This is a genomic window from Aneurinibacillus sp. Ricciae_BoGa-3 (genome assembly GCF_028421645.1).
GTDB lineage: Bacteria > Bacillota > Bacilli > Aneurinibacillales > Aneurinibacillaceae > Aneurinibacillus_B.
Genome location: NZ_CP116887.1, coordinates 806,797 through 823,973, shown reverse-complemented (window position 1 = coordinate 823,973; position 17,177 = coordinate 806,797). Strand labels below are relative to the sequence as shown.

The following is a 17,177-nucleotide window of genomic DNA, read 5'->3' as shown; positions in this document are numbered from 1 at the left end:
ATCCCCAATCATCGTGTATAAACACCGCAATCTATATAGCCGCCTCTTTGGCTGGGAGGAAGAACTGGCGCAGGCAGAACAACACCACACCTCCGAATAGAAGAGCTGCAAACAAAAACTCCACCCGGTTGTTAAGTTTGTAAAAGAGCGACCCAACCATTGGCCCTCCTGCCATGCCCAGGTACCGAAAGAAATTATACACGCCAATTGCGGTCGCACGATTGTTTTGAAAGGAACCAGCAAGCAGCGTGGTCTGCACCGGAAGCGATAAGCCCAGACACAGGCCGAACAGGGAGATGCTAGCAATCAGCATCGCCAGCGAAACCGGAGATACAAGGTCAAACAGCACGGTTGCGGCCACATTTAGAGTAGCCGTCACAATCAGATACTTATGGTTATTAAACCTGCCCTGAAGCCGGCCGCCGAAGAAACTGCCTGCGACCAGGAACAGCGACATCGGCAGGAAGACCAGTCCTTTCTGACTTGCAGACAGACCATAGAAGCTCGTAAGAAGCTGCGGCAGAAAAACCAGGAAATTATAGAAGGTATAATACTGCACAAATCCCAGAACGATGACGGCCGAACCTCTCCGATCAGATAAGACGGACGAGAAATCCCTTACGCTGAATCGTTTTCCTTTTCCGATTTCCGGCTTCGTCTCGGGTAAAAATCTGGCATTGACGGCCCACATTAGAAGGGCTGTCACGGCCAGCACCCAGAACACGCCGTGAAAACCGGCTATTTCGCCTACGAATCCACCGACTACAGGACCTACCACCGGACCCAGCGCAACAAGCATCTGAAATGTTCCCATGGCACGCCCCATCTGTTTGCCTTCAAACAGGTCGCCAATAACCGTTGTTGCAACAACCGAACCTGCGGCGATTCCGGCAGCTTGCAGGGCACGGAAAATTAAAAGAAGCGAGATCGATGGGGATAGTGCAGCACCAATGGAGGCCACTACATACACCAATATACTTGGCAGAAGTACTTTGCGCCTGCCATATTTGTCCGTAAACGGGCCGTAGATAATCTGCATAAGTGCCAGTACAAAGGTAAAAATCGAAATTGTCAGATTTACCAGAAATCCAGATGTCTGAAACTGCTGCTGAATCTCCGGCAGCATCGGTGTATAAATCGTCTGCGTAAACGGTCCAAAAAATGCCGCAAACGAAACAATATAAACTATCAAGCTTTTCTTCATAAGCATCAACCGCCTTTCCCGGGGAAATCCACTAACTTACTAAAGTTGAGGAACATGTACTTTAATAAGTAGAACCATAATTAACCTACCTATCTTATCATGAACATCTCTATTGACGTAAGGGCAAAAAAAGAAAAGCCACTCCGGGAGTGGCTTGATAACAAATACGCTCTATTGCCAGACTGTGAAGAGTCCTCTCGTCTCAGTTTATCTTACCTCATCTTTATCAAAGATTGTCGCGATCCTGCTTCTCGCTTCATGAATGTCCATCACCGCATGCGTCAGAATATGCAACCAATTTTCTTTGCTTTCCTGCATCACTTTAAAAATAATAGGCTTATCATTTTTCAGAATCGTAGTAACTTCCATGGTAGGGAGCGAATCCCTGCCGGAATTTATACGTAGAAAATTTCGCAAAAAGTTTCGAAACTCAGAAACATATCTCACATCGTCCGGGTATTTTTTTAATAAGAAAAAAAACTCCTGTAATGCCCCTGTTAAGTTGTCTTGTGTATCCTTCATGTGTTCCTCCTGGCAACTGGCTAGCATGCCTAAAGACATAAGCCCCTATAGTTTTGCGTCCTTACCTTTCGATAAGTTTGCCCTAATCAGTCGGGTATATTGTACCACTAAACACATGCTTAGTGAGTAAAATTTATTATGAATTAATTCGCATTTCTGCACAAAGGGCATTAACACCATCAATTGTGTTTAATTATTCAATACAATAATGAATTATATTAATTACTAACGGATTTTTTCTAAAATAATTTAATTATGATATTTACTTTATTAATTTTTGATTATATAATCGACTCAAATAAAGCGAAAGGAAATTGCCATGCCCTATTCCGTTTTGACTAACTGCCCGGTATGCAGCCATTCATTGCATGTGACAAAACTGCAGTGCCCGCATTGCCAAACAACAATTGAAAATACGTTCACATTATCAAAGATTGGTTCTTTATCAGCAGAACAGTTGCAATTTGTGGAGACATTTCTGATCTGCAGAGGAAACATTAAAGAAGTGGAGAAAGAACTCGGTATTTCTTATCCAACCGTACGCGGAAAATTAAATGAGATTGTCTCGGCTCTTACAGATGATAAGAGTACGCCGAAAAGACCTCAGCGAGATGCCAAGAAAGTTGTTTCCCTGTTGGAGAACGGTGACATAACGGCTGAAGAAGCCATTCAATTATTAAAAGATGTATAGGGGGATGTATGATGAAGGAAGAAATCTCTAAGGTACTGGCGATGGTCCAAGAAGGAAAAATCAACACGGATAAAGCGGCTGAACTGATCAACGTCCTAAAAGAAACAGGATCAGTCCCGGCTGCTTCTCATGGCTATTTAGATAAAACGCTAAAAATACGCATCGTTTCAAAAGAAAACGACAACGTCAGTGTCAACTTACCGATTAAGCTGGTGAAAGCCGTGTTAAAAGCGGGGCACGGCATCGCGGTGAACGTACCCCAGGCAGAAAAATACGTAAAAGATTTAGACATTGATTTGCTAATCGATGCGATTGAAAATGAATTAGATGGGCAAATTGTTGATATCCACTCGGCTAATGGCGACACTGTAGCAGTTACTATTGAGTAGGTTTTATATGATTAAAGTTAAAATTCAAACCGATAACAATCGCAAATTTACCATTCCGCTACCCTACAGCATGCTGCGCGTGTGTGCATCCATCCTATCTTCTAAATTTGTATGGAGGCTGGCAATTAAAGGGGGCTACCACCAGATGGATAAGTCGCCCTTTCTCATTGCCCCACCAGATCCAAAGCTGATTAAACCTCTGCTCGCTTCCGTCATCCAAGAATTACAGCAGCGAAAAAACCTTATACTTGTGGACATCAAATTGCAGGATGGAACCCAGGTCATGATTAAACTATAACTATTTTAGTGGGCAAATACATGCTTTCCAATTCTTACAGTTCTTGGCCGCGACCAAATCCACCGAGAAGTCGCGAGTTTCGGATTGAAATAATACAACGAATGCCGGGTAGGATCCGCTCCGTTAAAGGCAGCCAGTGCCGCCCGGTATGCTTTGAAATTTGGCGTTAAATTATATTGCCTATCAGCGACCGCGGTAAATGCCCCCGGCTGAAAAATGACGCCTGGTATAGAATGAGGAAAGTAAGGCGATTTGAGCCGGTTCATCACCACTGCCCCAACAGCTACTTGCCCCCAATAAGATTCCCCGCGTGCTTCCCCGTAGATGAGGTGGGCAAGCTGGTCGATTTCGCTTTGCTTGCGGGAACCTGCATGCTGGAGTTTTGTCCATGTAGCCGGACCAACCCGGCCATCGGGCCTCATATGGTTGTCTCGCTGAAACTGAAGTACCGCCTGACGGGTCTGTGAACCGTAAAAACCAGTAACGTTGGTATGAAAATAACCGAGATTTTGTAAGCGGAGTTGTACATATCGTACATTTTGGCTTTTACTGCCGTATGTAAGTGTAGATGCCTGAACCTTAGTAACTTGTCCGATAGAGAAAAATAAGCAACCAGTAATAACGAACAATGAGAAAAACAATCGTGTGCCCATGTGATACACGAACGCTCCTTTCTCAATTTTTTTATGACATTATTACAACAACCCAGCTATTTTCCTTGTTACTATTCTCCAATGAGGTCATGCACTCCCTTGCGTAAAAGCCAGAAAGGGAGCATAGATGCAGATAATTATGAGTTTTCGATCAGTACACACAACGGAATCTAGCATTACTAGTTTTATGGTCGGATACACAACAAAAGTCGATAGTCTTATTCTATCCACAATTTGAACAATTACTCCTTTTAAATGTAGATAAACTTTAACCTTTCAATCTGTACGGCAAAGATGAACTTCTGGGTAAATGCATCATACAATACATCATGAACTCCAATACAAAAGGATGGATGTCTATGCCTTCATTTGTCGGAAGTATAAACATAGTAAGCATGGATCACAGCTCAATCGTTAATCTCAATGAAACTGAAATCCTTTGTCCGAAAAGCGCTTCAAAATCCTTTAATGGATCAGGCGGCAGTAATACTGTGAACATACTCAATATCTTGAACGGCCCCAGTGTCACCAATAACAACGATCCCCATTTTGCGGATGCAAATGTTAAGGATCTGTAAAGGGTGGTTATGAATGCCTTCCATCGTTGGAGCGGTAAATATTGTTAGCGTCGATCACAGCGCAATCGTCAACTTTGGTGATGCTTTCGTTCTGTCACCAAAAAGCACTTCAAAAACGTTTGCCGGGGCAGGCTCCTTCAATACGTCTGAAACAATAAAATTGGATAATCGTTTCACTGCTACCAATGTGAACGACCCGCATTTTGCGGATGCAAACATTGCAGGCACTTTGTAACTATGTAAGGAGGGGAGGACAATGCCTGGTCTAACGGTTCATCAAAGTATTGTGATTACCACAGTTCGCGTCAACGAAATGACCAACTCTTCCGTTTTACAAATCGGAAGCGCCGGCATAATAAAGCCTGCGTCTACCGTACACAATGCAACGGAACAAAAGGCAGGCAAACAGGAGGGATCTTCCGCAAAAACCGCAACATCGCAGGCCATGCAGAATTTTTCAGTGCCGCTGCCCCCTCCGCGATAACTCTTATATAAATGAAATTTGTCATGGGCTAACACCTAGATACAAATTTGCATAGGATAGAAGCAGAGGGGGCCGGTTATATGCACCAGAATGACATGCAATCATTTTATCAACAGATTTATGCCCATATTAACTGGCAGGCAGAGAAAATAAACGAATTAGAGCAGAAGATTCAGCAGCTGCAGAACCGCGATACGGAACGGCAGGAAGCACCCACCCACCAGCTTGAGCAAAGGATCCAGCAGCTACAGCGTGAATTTGCCCAACAACAAATCCCCATTTATCAACTAGAGCAGACACTTCAGCAGCTGCAGCATGAAGTGAATCAGTTAAAAAATCAGCGTCCAGTAATTGTGGAAAAAATGGAATATAAATTCGACCAGTTAAAAGTTGAAAAACTGGAAGGAACGTTAAACATTGGAGTCACCCCGCAGAGTTTAGGCAACATTGACGAATTAGCCATCCATGACACAACGGCAGAGGATGTCCCCATTCAGCCTCCTCCTTCGCGTCTTTTTCAGCAGATCAAAAATCAGGTGGGCCACTATATAAATCGGGAATTGCCTAAAGAAATTCATGCTTTAGAGAGAAAATACAGATACAAATTACATCAAGAAGCCCGTGAGTTTATTGTTGAAGATATTAACCAGCAGATGGACAATCGTATCCATTACTATCTAAATGATACGAACAGCGATTCCGTCACCGGCAATCGGGAATCAACGAAGGACATTATTGTAAAAAAAGTAAAGAGAGACGTGCGGACCGCAGTAGAAAATTATATAAGTAAACTATCTAAAGAGGGGAATGGTATTTCATGAACATGAAGGTAATCAACAAAGAGATTTCAGTGGGCAACATCAAAATTATTGAAATTTCCAGTTCTTCCGTATTGTTAATAGGCGACACGAGGACTATTACGTGTGCCTCGATATCTGAAGCGCCACCGGAAGTGCCCGCAAAAGTTCCTCCTCGGTAAGGAGTATAGAACGATGAATAGAATATCAGCAGTCAAGAGCATTAAAATTGCAGTGGTTGCAGAAAGCGCCATTGTCTTAGTGGGAGATGCTGTGCATGTTAGGCCCCGTTCACAAGAGATCGAGGTACAACAGGGGAAGGCCACTTTTATCGGAAATGAACCGAAGTTTTCCGACTATCCTCTGTTTAAGAGGCCCATTCCCCAACCCATTGTGGATGAGGATCTCCACATGAGTGTCAAAAATAAATCTCCCTGGATTAACGTAAAAAAAGTCCACATTGTGGATATTGCTGCATCCGCTATTTTTCAAGTGGGCTCAAACAAATCGGTTCATACCGACGATCGAAAGAAAACCATTCATGAGTGAGTCTATTGTGTGGGCAATTCTCCTCTGTGAACATATCCTGTAGGGATGTTAAATCTGAGGAGGAGGCCACAGATGGCAAACCATATAGAGGACATTTTTGTCCCTGAAAATTTACAACGAATCGGGCTGATACTTACCGTTATTGGTGTGATCTTACTAATCATAGGCTTTGCGGATGAATGGTGAGGAGGACCTGGCAATCATCGCATTAAGTGGGTTCAATCTGGTTTTTGCCTATATTTGGAATAAATAAGCTCTTTGTGTACGCCTGCGCATAGACTATGGAGAACGAATCCATAAATGAAGGTGATTGTATGCAAGAACGTCAACCATACTATTCTTATGTCCCCTGGGAACAGTGGCACCACCACCATCCCTATGGCACCTGGCAGCAATGGCACCATATGTATCCTTATGTCCCCTGGCAGCAGTGGCACCAGCATTATCCTCATGGCACCTGGCAGCAGTGGCATCAGCAAAATCCTTATGTACCCTGGCAGCAGTGGCACCAGCACCATCCCCATGGTACCTGGCAGCAGTGGCATCAGATGTACCACCGGTAAAGACACAGAAGTTGCCGTAGACAATACCATGCATCTGGCAAAAATTTGACGTTTAACCATAAAAGCCAACGCAAACGAAATCAGCTGCCTGGAAGGAATCAGGCGGCTTTTTTGGATTGTCCATGGAGGAAGCATTTATCTAATTTAGGCAACAGCCCAGCACTTGTCTATGCCTACCTACGTAATATGAAGTGTAATCAATTACGTGATACACGGGAGGTCATAACATGAGCTTTTTTGGTGGAGAAGAAGCTTTCGCGGTTATTCTGGTTCTGTTTATTCTCTTAGTTATCATCGCTTGTGCGTGCGACGGTTGTTAAGGGCCAATAATTTCTCTGCATTGAAAACCAATGCAAGAGGCCGCCAATCATGGCGGCTTTTTCTATTAAACGAGACAGGTAAATTTACATAAAAAAACATATAGAGCGTAATCCGAATAAGATGCCAGTATCACTAAGCTTAGATAGCGGGGGAAAAGAACATGGCAAAGAGACCAATCATACAGTTTGGCGATCCGATACTCAGAACAGTAGCCAGCCCGGTTCCCCGAATAACATCGAAAATTTTACAACTCCTTGATGACATGGCCGATACCCTGTACGCGGCCCGCAATGGCGTGGGATTAGCCGCCCCTCAGATCGGTGTTCTTCAAAGAATCATTGTAGTCGATGTTGGACAGGGATTAATTGAACTGATAAATCCTGAAATTATCGAATGGCATGGGCAGCAGGCTGGCCTGGAGACTTGTTTATCTTTTCCAAAGTTTGCGGGACTAGTAAAGAGAGCCAAATCCATTAAAGTAACAAGTCTTAACAGGAAAGGAGAGAAAATTTTCTTCCAGGCAAAAGGTGCACTTGCCCGCTGTATTCAACATGAAATCGATCATTTAAATGGCGTACTGTTCGTTGATCATGTACAGGAAAAGGAACTCTTCCATCAGCGAACACACCAGAAAATCAGCCTCCTTGATGTGATTCGCCTAACCAAAGGCCAATAAATGCTAATGGGAAAAAGCAACGACTTTTGTATCCACCAGAAAAGAAAATAGGCATCCGACTAGCACCTATCTGGTACAACTGCCATAACCTGAATTATCTGTTAGGTATTAACCTATTGGAAGAGACAAAATTAAACAGAAATGAGGAGGAGAACATGTTTCATCATCACAAATGCCACTATCATTTAGCAAAATGCAAATATCACTATGAAAAATACGTGTTCCACATGGAGAAATGCTGGCAATATGGAATGGGTGAAGCACAGCCCACGTATCCAATGCAGGCACCATTTGGTCCGTCCGCTGTATCACCAGCATACAGCGCACCCACAGAAAACGTACCAATGAACGTGCCGTATGGGCCATCAGCAGTATCGCCTGCGTACATGGGACCGACAGAAAACGTACCAATGAACGTACCGTATGGACCATCAGCAGTATCGCCTGCGTACATGGGACCGACAGCCAACGTACCGATGAACATACCGTTTGGTCCGTCCGCTGTATCACCAGCTTATGGGGGACCGAACGCGCCGATGTATTCACCTTATGGCCCGTCCGCTGTGTCACCGTCGTATGCCCCGCCAGGATCCTCTATGTATCCAAAACAAGGTACAGGCGAGAGCTCGTAATAATTTTTGAAAACCCGATCCGGCACGACCGAATCGGGTTTCTTCCTACTTAACGTATGGGGGACTCATTGTAACCATGGCTCCCAGATTGCATGCAGGATCGGTGAAAGCTAATCAAATAAAAGGGAAAAACGGAAACAAAAATAGAAAAGGAAAGAAGACTCGATGAAAACGTCTGAATGGGCGCCTAAAAAAACGTTCCCCCTGAAAATCTTCTCCCTATAAGTTATTAGCAACAACCTCTTGCCGCTGTAGTTATTTGTTCCGTTTTGTGCCCTAAATATCAAGCAATGTACGCGCACCCGGACGGTTGCAAAGGCTCAAATGACCCAATTGCCTGCATGTGTTGGACTTTGTTATAATCATGGTTGTGCATAGTTACTTAATAGGAGTGAATCCTGCAATGATAAAAACCCTCTTCACGAGCAGCATTGGGCTTATGCTCGTTTTTTTGTTTTTGCCCTTAACCTGGATTTTCGTACAGGAAACGCCAGGGGATTTGATCCAGCAACTTAGCAGCCCCATCTGCATTCAAGCGCTCACGTTGAGCCTTGAGACAACAGTTATCGCCGTTCTTGTGATTTTATGTTTCGGCACGCCGCTTGCCTATTTAATGGCCAAAAGAGCTTTTCGGGGAAATCATGTACTGGAAGTTGCTCTCCAGCTGCCCATTGTTACTCCCCCAGCCGTGGCCGGTGTTGGCTTGTTGCTAGTCTTTGGCCAAAGAGGCATATTCGGCGGCATGAATCTGTCATTTACTTCTACGGCCGTTATACTGGCCCAAATTTTTATGTCCGCTCCCTTCTATATCGCGGCCGCCAAGCAGGCTTTCGAGTCGGTGGATGATCAATTGTTTGCTGTTTCCCGCACGCTGGGCGTAACGCCATGGAGAACGTTCTGGCGGGTTGTATTTCCCTTAGCGATGCCAGGGCTGCTTTCCGGGACTGCACTGAGCTGGGCGCGGGCCTTAGGCGAATTCGGCGCCACGATGATGTTTGCGGGCAACCTGCCCGGCAAAACCCAGACGCTTCCCCTTGCCATTTACACAGCCATGGAATCCGACCCGCATGTGGCAATCGCCATTTCCGCGTTACTCTTAGGACTGGCTTTTATTCTGCTGCTGTTCGTTGGCGCCATTGATAAGCGTGCCAGAAACATGCTTTCCAGCAGCTAGAAACGAGGAGGAACGCTCTTGTTAACTTTTAAATTGAAAAAAAAATTACGCGATTTCACAGTGGACATCGATTATTCCATGCAGGCGAAAACCCTTGTGCTTATCGGGCATTCAGGCTGTGGTAAAAGCACCACCCTGCAGATGCTGGCGGGTCTGGTGCAGCCCGATGAAGGCCGCATCGAGTTAGGCGAGTCTGTTTTTTACGATAGCGATAAAAATATCGATCTGTTTCCTGAAAACAGGAACATCGGATACGTGTTTCAAAATTATGCCCTATTCCCACACCTGACCGTTAAAGAAAATATCGCGTATGGCATCCGGGATTTGCCGGAGAATGAGCAAGGCCAGCGTGTGCGTGACGCAATGAATCTGATGCGCCTGCAGGCTCTAGCCAGCGCGAAGTCCGCGATGCTGTCTGGCGGTGAGAAACAGCGCGTCGCATTAGCCCGTGCGCTTGTGACGAATCCAAAACTGCTGCTGCTTGACGAACCGTTATCGGCGTTGGATGTATCTACCCGGTCCCATGTACGCACCGAACTGAAAGAGCTGCTGCACGCATTATCCATTCCCGCCATTGTCGTCACCCATGATTACGAAGATGCACGTGTTTTGGGCGATCAAATTGCGGTTATGGACAGAGGGGAATTCATTCAATCAGGCACTGCTGAAGAAATCGCCAAGTATCCGGCGAGCCCTTTTGTAGCCGAGTTCACAGGGACCAATATGCTCCCCTATCAATCAGGCGTTGCCGCATTTGATCCATGGCAGACGATTATTTCCCGGGTGAAAACATCCGCAGTGTATGAATGGAGTGGGATTGTTCGGGATACAGCACGGTGGGGAGGATTTGTCCGACTCTTTATCGAGGGACCGCATCCCTTTCAGGCCGACATCTCGCTTGAAGAATTTGAAAAGCAGAAATATCAAATTGGGGAAGAAGTGTATGCGAGTGTCTCAGAGGCACATGCACGATACTTACCGGATGTAAGCCTGCAAACGAAAGCAGTAGAAATTAACGCCACGCCTGTGAGCTACTCGCACCAAAAGAAGAAATTGAACTGGAATTTTGGGCTTGCAGCGATTATCGCAGGTCTTGTATGTATAGCCGGCATCAGCAGCTTGTCCGCGAACGGCGGCAGGAACACGCCTGCACAAAATAAAGCTGTCGCCTTTATTGCGGCGAATGCCACCGAACCGTTTAGAGAAGTGGCGGGTATCATTGAGAAGGACAACCCGCATGTTAAGATCGAATCCACTTTCGCCGGAACACAGGTGCTGCGCACCCAGATGGAAAACGGGGCTAAAGCGGATGTTTTTCTATCCGCGGATTTGTCTCATATCACGGCACTGCAAAAGGAAGGATACGTAGGAGATTTTAAACCCGTATCGCGGGGCCATGAGGTATTGGTCGTACAGAAGGGAAATCCAAAACACATAGGGTCCATCCATGATCTTGCCACGAAGCAGCTAAAAGTTGTTATTGGGGTCGAGGCAGTACCGATTGGAAAATACACGCGAAAGGTCTTCCACAACGCAAGCAAAGACTTCGGGGCACAGTACCCTGTTCAAGTCCTCTCACACGTTGTATCCATGGAAACCGACGTGAAGCAAGTACTGCAAAAGGTAGCACTGGGAGAAGCAGATGCTGGAATCGTGTACCGTTCTGATGTCACGAAACGATTTGCGGGCCAGGTGCAGATTATCGATATACCGAAAAAATATAATGCACCGTCGACCAACTATATTGCAGTACCTAAGAATGCCCCTCACCCCGATTTAGGAAAGAAGATCATGGCCTTTATGCTGTCTTCGCAGGGACAAGCCATCTTTAAGAGATACAATTATGATCCGATCAATCCGTCTTAACTAACATGGACTGAAGCCCGCTGCCTTGATCGGCGGCGGATTTTTCTCGTTTAAGTAAAGTGTAAATTTTGCAGTTGATTCGGGTGCAGGTAAATATTAACTTTATAAAGTAATAAACAAAAAAAGGAATGAGTAAAATGGCCGTCTCTGTTGCAACAAAGATTTGCGAGATGAAAAAGCAAATGATACATGTAGCAGAAGAACATGATTTTAACTTTCAGCACCCGAAAGTCGTGGAGATTAGCCAAAAACTTGATCTTCTCATTGTAGAGGTCATGCAAAAACAGCAGCCAATTCAAAATTAGAAGAGGCTGCTGTTTTTGTGCTAACTTATGAGTGCTTGCTTGGGCCCTTAGCCTTCTTTAATTAATTTCGCAATGATAATCGCTGCTTGCATTTCAATATCTTCATTATTATACAATTGTAATTGCTTTTCATATTCTTTCCTTATCCTTATAATTTCCTTATAAGGGTAACCTAGTTGATCCAATGTAATGATTAAATAAGATATCGCCTCTGAAATGGTCACGCATGTCCTCCCTAGATGTCCTAAACGATATAAAGTTTTTAAAAAATTACATTATGTATTATATCAAAAGAAATGCTTAGGGATTTGATTGGAACAATGTACCAATTTCTATATTCCATTGTGAAACCAAGGTTGTACACAATAACACAAATGCAACTTTTTTTATGAGCTACAGTTTAAACTGTCCAGTTAATAGTTGAAGTTCTTCGGCCATTTTTGACAAGGAACTTGCAGATGCCGAGATCTCTTCCATCGACGCTAATTGCTCTTCTGTAGCAGCTGAAACGGTCTGTGTTCCTGCTGCCGTTGTTTGAGACGCTGTTGTAATTTGGCCCATCACAAGTACGACTTGATCCGTACCTGAGCTGATCTGTTGCACAGATGCAGAAACTTCCTGGATTTGTGAAGTGACCTCCTGTATAGCGTTTTGTATATGTTCGAACGATTCACCTGCCTCTTGCACCGATTCGATGCCCTCCAAGAATTCTTGCGTTCCTTTTTCAGAAGACGCAATGACGTTTGAAATTTCATTTTGTATGGTATTGATCAACTCTCCTATATGTTTTGCTGATTCCGAAGATTGCTCTGCAAGTTTTCGAACCTCGTCGGCTACAACGGCGAAACCACGACCATTTTCGCCTGCCCTTGCTGCCTCAATTGCCGCATTTAAAGCCAGCAGATTGGTTTGATCAGCTATGGATCGGATGACCTCTATGGCCTTGCCTATCATAGTTGAATGTTGTCCTAATCCCTGTACAGAGACAGCTAAATTTTCTATAATTTTACGCATCTCTCCCATTTCATGAACTGTTTTTCTGATTGATGTATTCCCTGTTTCAACGATAGTAGAAGCTTCTTCCGCGGTAGATGACACACTTTGTGAATGTTCATGAATATGTTGTATTCCTTCTACCATTTGATTGATGATATCAGACGATTCTTCGACATGATGGTTCTGACTATCTGTTCCAATGGCTACCTCTTGCATCGTGGTTGCTATATTTTGTGTGGCTTGTTTCACCTGTTCTGCACTCGCACTAAACTGTTCGGAAGTTGAGGCGACACTTTCAACATGCAGGGAAACCTGCCCGATTAAATTTCTTAGATTTTCTACCATGGTTTTAAAGTCACGCGCTAATCTTCCAACTTCATCCTTGGTTTTTACGATAATGGGCTCAACCGTTAAATCGCCATTTGAAATGCGTGCGGTTTGTTCTGCAATGGCAACAATGGGCTTTGTAACACGGCTCGCAAAGAACCAAACCAATAGTGCACCTAAAACTAAAGAAATTCCAAGGGTTATCAGAAGTATATAAAGCACTTGATTGGCCCCCTGATTGAAATCCGTTACATATGCTCCTTGGCCAACCAGCCAACCCCAGTTCGGGTCTTGTTCAATATACGAGATTTTCGTAGCTAACTGATCGGAGTTTGGCAGTTTATATTTATAAGTAACAAACCCGCCCCCATTTAGACCCTTATTAACCAATTCCTTTCCGTACATGACTCCATCTGGAGATTGGGCATTTGATATATTTTTCCCTTCATTATTTGGATTCATAACAGATACAGCAGTGCTGTTGATTGCAAAAATGTATCCGGTATCTCCGATGGTTAAATTCTTATTAACGGAACGCTTATTGTCAGGTCCCTTTGGCCCTAGTATTTGTTGACGAATTAGTTCTTGAGCGTCCTGTAATGAAATCTTTCCTGCTTTGACTTGTTTGTTCATCGAATCAATCATGGCAATAGCTAAATGGACATTCAATTTTAATTGCTTTTGTCCCTGTGAATTTAATTCAGTTTTGGAAATGTTGTACCCTACAGTACCAATAACAACACCCGGAATAGCCAGAATAAGCAAACACATGATGATGAGTTTGGTACGTAAAGACTTGAATCCGATTCCTTTTTTGAACATACTTGTCATTCTCCTTGTCTCCATTAAAAAAAATTTGTCTATTTTGTGTCCTATGTATTTCAATAGATGTATCGGGCTTATTTTAGGGGCTTGAAACTGTAAATTTTGCAGTTGCTTATGTTTCAAGTATAACGGCGCTAAATGGTACGTATGTAAATTGTTCTTTTTGGTAACAATTATAATAATCTCTTTACCCAGTTATCTCTCTCCCCTTACCCCTTCTTAACCAGAAGGGGCTTTTTTTTGCGAAATACAGTCTGATTCGTCATCAACATCATCATCTCCATACAACGCATCAGCAAGGATATTGAAGTAAAATTTTATCGAAAGTACAAACTTATAGTAAAATAAAAATAATGGGAGTTGATTTTTTTATTCACTGGAGGGGAATTGTTCATGGCTAAGATTGCAAAAAACCTAACAGAATTAATTGGTAATACACCCTTGTTAGAGCTTTCCAATTATAATAAGGCAAATAGCCTTGAAGCTAAAATCGTTGCCAAGCTCGAGTACTTTAACCCCGCCGGAAGTGTGAAAGACCGGATTGGCTATGCCATGATTAAAGACGCCGAGGATAGAGGGCTCATTAACCAGGATTCTACTATAATTGAACCGACAAGCGGCAACACGGGAATAGGCCTCGCCTTTGCGGCTGCTGCCTTAGGCTATAAATTGGTGATTACCCTGCCAGAGTCCTTTAGTGTAGAACGCAGAAAGCTGTTAACAGCTCTTGGAGCAGAGCTTGTGCTAACGCCTGCTGCGGAAGGGATGGCAGGTGCCATACGGAAAGCAGAAGAATTAGCTTCCAAAATACCCCATTCTTTTATCCCACAGCAATTTAAAAATCCTGCGAACCCAGAGATTCACCGTCTAACTACTGCTGAAGAAATATGGCGGGACTCCGAGGGCGCAGTTGACATCTTTATTGGGGGAGTCGGAACGGGCGGAACCATTACCGGAGTAGGTGAAGTGCTGAAACAAAGAAAACCTTCGGTACAGGTAGTTGCTGTAGAGCCATTTGACTCACCTGTTCTATCAGGAGGCAAACGGGGAACCCACATGATTCAGGGCATCGGCGCCGGTTTTGTACCCGATAACTTTAACCGGGCAGTCGTGGACGAAATCTTTCAAGTCAAAAATGACGAAGCACTAAATACGACGCGCCAGCTGGCCAGAAGTGAAGGCCTCTTAACGGGAATTTCCTCCGGTGCTGCAGCATTTGCCGCTACTCAAGTTGCGAAGCGGCCTGAAAACAAAGGGAAAACCATCGTTGTCCTACTGCCGGATACCGGAGAACGTTATTTATCCACTCCTCTTTTCGAGGAAGAATAAAGCAGGCCTACAACTTTTATGTCACTAACTGAAGTGCAAAATTATAAAGCTGCAGTAATCGGTAAGTGCAGCTTTATAATTTATCCGGTACTAAGAGCCCCGTTTTATCAACATCGTCTACTAAAAGTTAAAAGTCACAAATTTAAACGTTAAATAAATAGCTGTCAAAACCCCAATCGACAGAGATACGGAGAAGAACACTCCCCACAGAAATGCCCTGATAAGAGACATCATAACACCTGCCTTTTTTCTAACAGTATTGCCTGTTTCATAATATTGCTAATCAATGCTGGCAATCAAAAAAAACGCCTTTTCCGTTGTACGGAAAAAGCGCAATATGGTTTTACTCATCGAAATAATAGATTGATAGCCGCAGTTAACATGTCAACAAGTGTTTCAAACGCATAATCTACGTCCAGACGCTCCGTCCACTTATGGGCATCCCTGCCGACCGGCCCGATATTTAAGACAGGCAAATTAAGCTCCCGCAATTCTTCTAAAGGTAATGTGTACCCTTTGCCCCAAAGCGGCATATTCGAAATCAGTGTATGCAAGGAAGATATGGGCTGCGATAACCCCGTATAACTTAAATCAGATATACCAGCAAAATAATTTTGCTTATAGAGGACGACGTCATGTTTCTTCTTCGCATACCTAATCATTTCATCAACCACTGACTGAATATATGCATCCATTCGTGAACTAACTGGCGGGTAATACGGCGGCGCAAAGAACATCACAATCATGGGAGCAAGTTCCTTACATAATATGGCCATTTTATCTACTAGACGAATCGTAGCCTCACGATCATCGCACTCTTCCCTGTTCGCCATTGCCGCAGCCTGAATATCAGCCATTTCTTCTTGCCCATATGTTTTCACCGCATATGCCATTAATTCATCGAAGGTTAGTACGTTAACATGAATGGTTTCGGGCGTACAACCCGCCAATTGGGCAAACCTTCCCGCCTGTTTAGCGTAGTGTTGTTCGATGCAAGCAGCCGCTGTTTTCATAAGGCACCGCAACTGATCTACAATTTCGTCCATCGATTTTTCGAACAAAAACAAATTAAATAAGGCAACCGCTCGATGTGGAATTTGCACCGAATATTCTTCTTTTAAATCTCTTAGTAAAAGGTTCGTAGGCGGTGGCATTACTTCTCTATCCACTACTTCGCAAAACGCGGTATTTAATTCAAGTTCACTCGTAATCTGAGATGCCATGTAACTTGCATTGAGCCCCGACAGCGGCTCCCCCACATGTGTCTCTTTACCATAACAAAGAAACCCGGGAAGAACTTTTCCAATGGAACCTGTATAGATGTATTTACCTGCATCTCCAGGGTAGCGGGCAAACATCGGCTCAGAATTCAAACATACTTTGTAGTCCAACTGATGTTTTTCCGCCATATCTAACAAAACGGGAACGGCCTCTCTCATTCCCACTGAGTTTGCTTCCTCATCACAAACAGCCAGCATCAACACATTTCCATCAAAGGCTCCAAGAGTGGCCTGCTCAATGATGGACATGTGCGATACAATGCCGCACTTCATATCCATTGTCCCTCTGCCAAATAGCCAATTCCCCTGATCGATATCCTGCTGTACATCTAGGGGGACATCTGCTTTGCGCATGTAAAAAGCCTCTGTCAATTTATCAGTATCAAAAGCTAGTGAGCTCCACCTCCCGTAATCCTGAATATCCACCACATCAAAATGGCTGACAAGGATAACGGTGTTTTTTACATTGTCATGTTTCTTTACAAGAGCGGTTAGAATGTTACGTCCATCCCCTGTTGAGTGAAGCTTTAAATGATCCCTGTTCTCCTGAAAATATGAAAAAGCGCGTAACTCCTCTTGAATAAAGTCTGCTATTGCAATTTCAGCCTCCGAACCTGTAATACTTGGAATTGCAACAAGTCTGGAGAGAAGCTCGATTTTTTGTTTTTTGGTCTGCCACTTGCCCGTAATAGAAGCCCCCATGCGTTAAGCCCTCCCA

The 17,177-nt window shown here is 44.0% G+C and carries 22 protein-coding genes and 1 riboswitch; of the genes, 15 read left to right on the top strand and 7 right to left on the bottom strand.

Features of this window, described 5'->3' with window-relative positions; translation table 11 throughout:
* Nucleotides 1-31 precede the first annotated feature (31 nt).
* Both PP175_RS04290 and PP175_RS04285 read right to left on the bottom strand, forming a co-directional pair.
* A complete protein-coding gene (locus PP175_RS04290) occupies nucleotides 32-1,204 on the bottom strand; it encodes an MFS transporter (protein WP_272441604.1) in 1,173 nt (390 codons plus the stop codon).
* Between the two features lie 207 nt (nucleotides 1,205-1,411).
* Nucleotides 1,412-1,726 carry a hypothetical protein gene (locus PP175_RS04285; protein ID WP_272441603.1) on the bottom strand — a complete coding sequence of 105 codons (315 nt, stop codon included), beginning with the start codon at nucleotides 1,724-1,726 and terminating at the stop codon, nucleotides 1,412-1,414.
* Nucleotides 1,727-1,734: 8 nt separating this feature from the next.
* Nucleotides 1,735-1,818, bottom strand: a riboswitch (cyclic di-GMP riboswitch).
* 227 nt (nucleotides 1,819-2,045) lie between these two features.
* On the opposite strand from PP175_RS04285, the gene PP175_RS04280 reads away from it, so the two are divergent.
* The 3 genes from PP175_RS04280 to PP175_RS04270 are packed head-to-tail and all read left to right on the top strand — an operon-like array spanning nucleotide 2,046 to nucleotide 3,104.
* Nucleotides 2,046-2,417, top strand: coding sequence for a DUF2089 domain-containing protein (locus PP175_RS04280; protein WP_272441602.1), 372 nt, complete (start codon nucleotides 2,046-2,048; stop codon nucleotides 2,415-2,417).
* 11 nt (nucleotides 2,418-2,428) lie between these two features.
* The gene (locus PP175_RS04275) at nucleotides 2,429-2,806 is read left to right on the top strand and encodes an SHOCT-like domain-containing protein (protein ID WP_272443180.1); all 378 of its coding nucleotides are present in this window, start codon (nucleotides 2,429-2,431) and stop codon (nucleotides 2,804-2,806) included.
* A 7-nt stretch (nucleotides 2,807-2,813) separates the two neighbouring features.
* On the top strand, nucleotides 2,814-3,104 hold the full coding sequence (locus tag PP175_RS04270; protein WP_272441601.1) for a hypothetical protein: 291 nt from the start codon (nucleotides 2,814-2,816) through the stop codon (nucleotides 3,102-3,104).
* A gap of 5 nt (nucleotides 3,105-3,109) precedes the next feature.
* On the opposite strand, the gene PP175_RS04265 is transcribed toward PP175_RS04270, so the two are convergent.
* Nucleotides 3,110-3,757, bottom strand: a complete 648-nt coding sequence (locus PP175_RS04265; protein WP_272441600.1) for a cell wall hydrolase — start codon at nucleotides 3,755-3,757, stop codon at nucleotides 3,110-3,112.
* Nucleotides 3,758-4,086: 329 nt separating this feature from the next.
* Here PP175_RS04265 and PP175_RS04260 point away from each other — a divergent pair, with 329 nt between their 5' ends.
* From PP175_RS04260 to PP175_RS04235, 5 genes are all read left to right on the top strand, one after another.
* The gene (locus PP175_RS04260; RefSeq protein ID WP_334314185.1) at nucleotides 4,087-4,335 is read left to right on the top strand and encodes a spore germination protein; all 249 of its coding nucleotides are present in this window, start codon (nucleotides 4,087-4,089) and stop codon (nucleotides 4,333-4,335) included.
* A gap of 13 nt (nucleotides 4,336-4,348) precedes the next feature.
* Nucleotides 4,349-4,570, top strand: coding sequence for a spore germination protein (locus PP175_RS04255; protein ID WP_272441598.1), 222 nt, complete (start codon nucleotides 4,349-4,351; stop codon nucleotides 4,568-4,570).
* 21 nt (nucleotides 4,571-4,591) lie between these two features.
* Nucleotides 4,592-4,819 (top strand): spore germination protein GerPB, encoded by a 228-nt coding sequence (locus PP175_RS04250; RefSeq protein ID WP_272441597.1) that lies wholly within the window; start codon nucleotides 4,592-4,594, stop codon nucleotides 4,817-4,819.
* An 80-nt stretch (nucleotides 4,820-4,899) separates the two neighbouring features.
* A complete protein-coding gene (gene gerPC, locus PP175_RS04245; protein WP_272441596.1) occupies nucleotides 4,900-5,640 on the top strand; it encodes a spore germination protein GerPC in 741 nt (246 codons plus the stop codon).
* A gap of 171 nt (nucleotides 5,641-5,811) precedes the next feature.
* Complete coding sequence (locus tag PP175_RS04235) at nucleotides 5,812-6,165, top strand: spore germination protein GerPE (RefSeq protein ID WP_272441594.1); 354 nt, start codon at nucleotides 5,812-5,814, stop codon at nucleotides 6,163-6,165.
* A gap of 279 nt (nucleotides 6,166-6,444) precedes the next feature.
* Here PP175_RS04235 and PP175_RS04230 read toward each other — a convergent pair whose 3' ends face one another.
* Nucleotides 6,445-6,762 carry a hypothetical protein gene (locus tag PP175_RS04230; protein WP_272441593.1) on the bottom strand — a complete coding sequence of 106 codons (318 nt, stop codon included), beginning with the start codon at nucleotides 6,760-6,762 and terminating at the stop codon, nucleotides 6,445-6,447.
* A 193-nt stretch (nucleotides 6,763-6,955) separates the two neighbouring features.
* Here PP175_RS04230 and PP175_RS04225 point away from each other — a divergent pair, with 193 nt between their 5' ends.
* From PP175_RS04225 to PP175_RS04200, 6 genes are all read left to right on the top strand, one after another.
* Complete coding sequence (locus PP175_RS04225) at nucleotides 6,956-7,048, top strand: YjcZ family sporulation protein (protein WP_272441592.1); 93 nt, start codon at nucleotides 6,956-6,958, stop codon at nucleotides 7,046-7,048.
* A 161-nt stretch (nucleotides 7,049-7,209) separates the two neighbouring features.
* Entirely contained in the window at nucleotides 7,210-7,725 is a 516-nt protein-coding gene (gene def / locus PP175_RS04220) for a peptide deformylase (RefSeq protein ID WP_272441591.1), read from the top strand.
* 155 nt (nucleotides 7,726-7,880) lie between these two features.
* Nucleotides 7,881-8,357: a hypothetical protein gene (locus PP175_RS04215; RefSeq protein ID WP_272441590.1), complete on the top strand. Its 477-nt coding sequence runs from the start codon at nucleotides 7,881-7,883 to the stop codon at nucleotides 8,355-8,357.
* A 403-nt stretch (nucleotides 8,358-8,760) separates the two neighbouring features.
* Entirely contained in the window at nucleotides 8,761-9,531 is a 771-nt protein-coding gene (locus tag PP175_RS04210; RefSeq protein WP_272441589.1) for an ABC transporter permease, read from the top strand.
* 18 nt (nucleotides 9,532-9,549) lie between these two features.
* Nucleotides 9,550-11,397, top strand: coding sequence for a molybdate ABC transporter substrate-binding protein (gene modA, locus PP175_RS04205; RefSeq protein ID WP_272441588.1), 1,848 nt, complete (start codon nucleotides 9,550-9,552; stop codon nucleotides 11,395-11,397).
* 137 nt (nucleotides 11,398-11,534) lie between these two features.
* Nucleotides 11,535-11,702 (top strand): aspartyl-phosphate phosphatase Spo0E family protein, encoded by a 168-nt coding sequence (locus PP175_RS04200; RefSeq protein ID WP_272441587.1) that lies wholly within the window; start codon nucleotides 11,535-11,537, stop codon nucleotides 11,700-11,702.
* Nucleotides 11,703-11,749: 47 nt separating this feature from the next.
* Here the strand turns inward: PP175_RS04200 and PP175_RS04195 are convergent, their stop codons facing one another.
* Complete coding sequence (locus PP175_RS04195) at nucleotides 11,750-11,926, bottom strand: hypothetical protein (RefSeq protein ID WP_272441586.1); 177 nt, start codon at nucleotides 11,924-11,926, stop codon at nucleotides 11,750-11,752.
* Nucleotides 11,927-12,095: 169 nt separating this feature from the next.
* A complete protein-coding gene (locus PP175_RS04190) occupies nucleotides 12,096-13,847 on the bottom strand; it encodes a methyl-accepting chemotaxis protein (RefSeq protein ID WP_272441585.1) in 1,752 nt (583 codons plus the stop codon).
* Between the two features lie 396 nt (nucleotides 13,848-14,243).
* Here PP175_RS04190 and cysK point away from each other — a divergent pair, with 396 nt between their 5' ends.
* Nucleotides 14,244-15,179, top strand: a complete 936-nt coding sequence (gene cysK, locus PP175_RS04185) for a cysteine synthase A (RefSeq protein WP_272441584.1) — start codon at nucleotides 14,244-14,246, stop codon at nucleotides 15,177-15,179.
* 347 nt (nucleotides 15,180-15,526) lie between these two features.
* Here cysK and PP175_RS04180 read toward each other — a convergent pair whose 3' ends face one another.
* On the bottom strand, nucleotides 15,527-17,161 hold the full coding sequence (locus tag PP175_RS04180; RefSeq protein ID WP_272441583.1) for a M20/M25/M40 family metallo-hydrolase: 1,635 nt from the start codon (nucleotides 17,159-17,161) through the stop codon (nucleotides 15,527-15,529).
* Nucleotides 17,162-17,177: the final 16 nt, after the last annotated feature.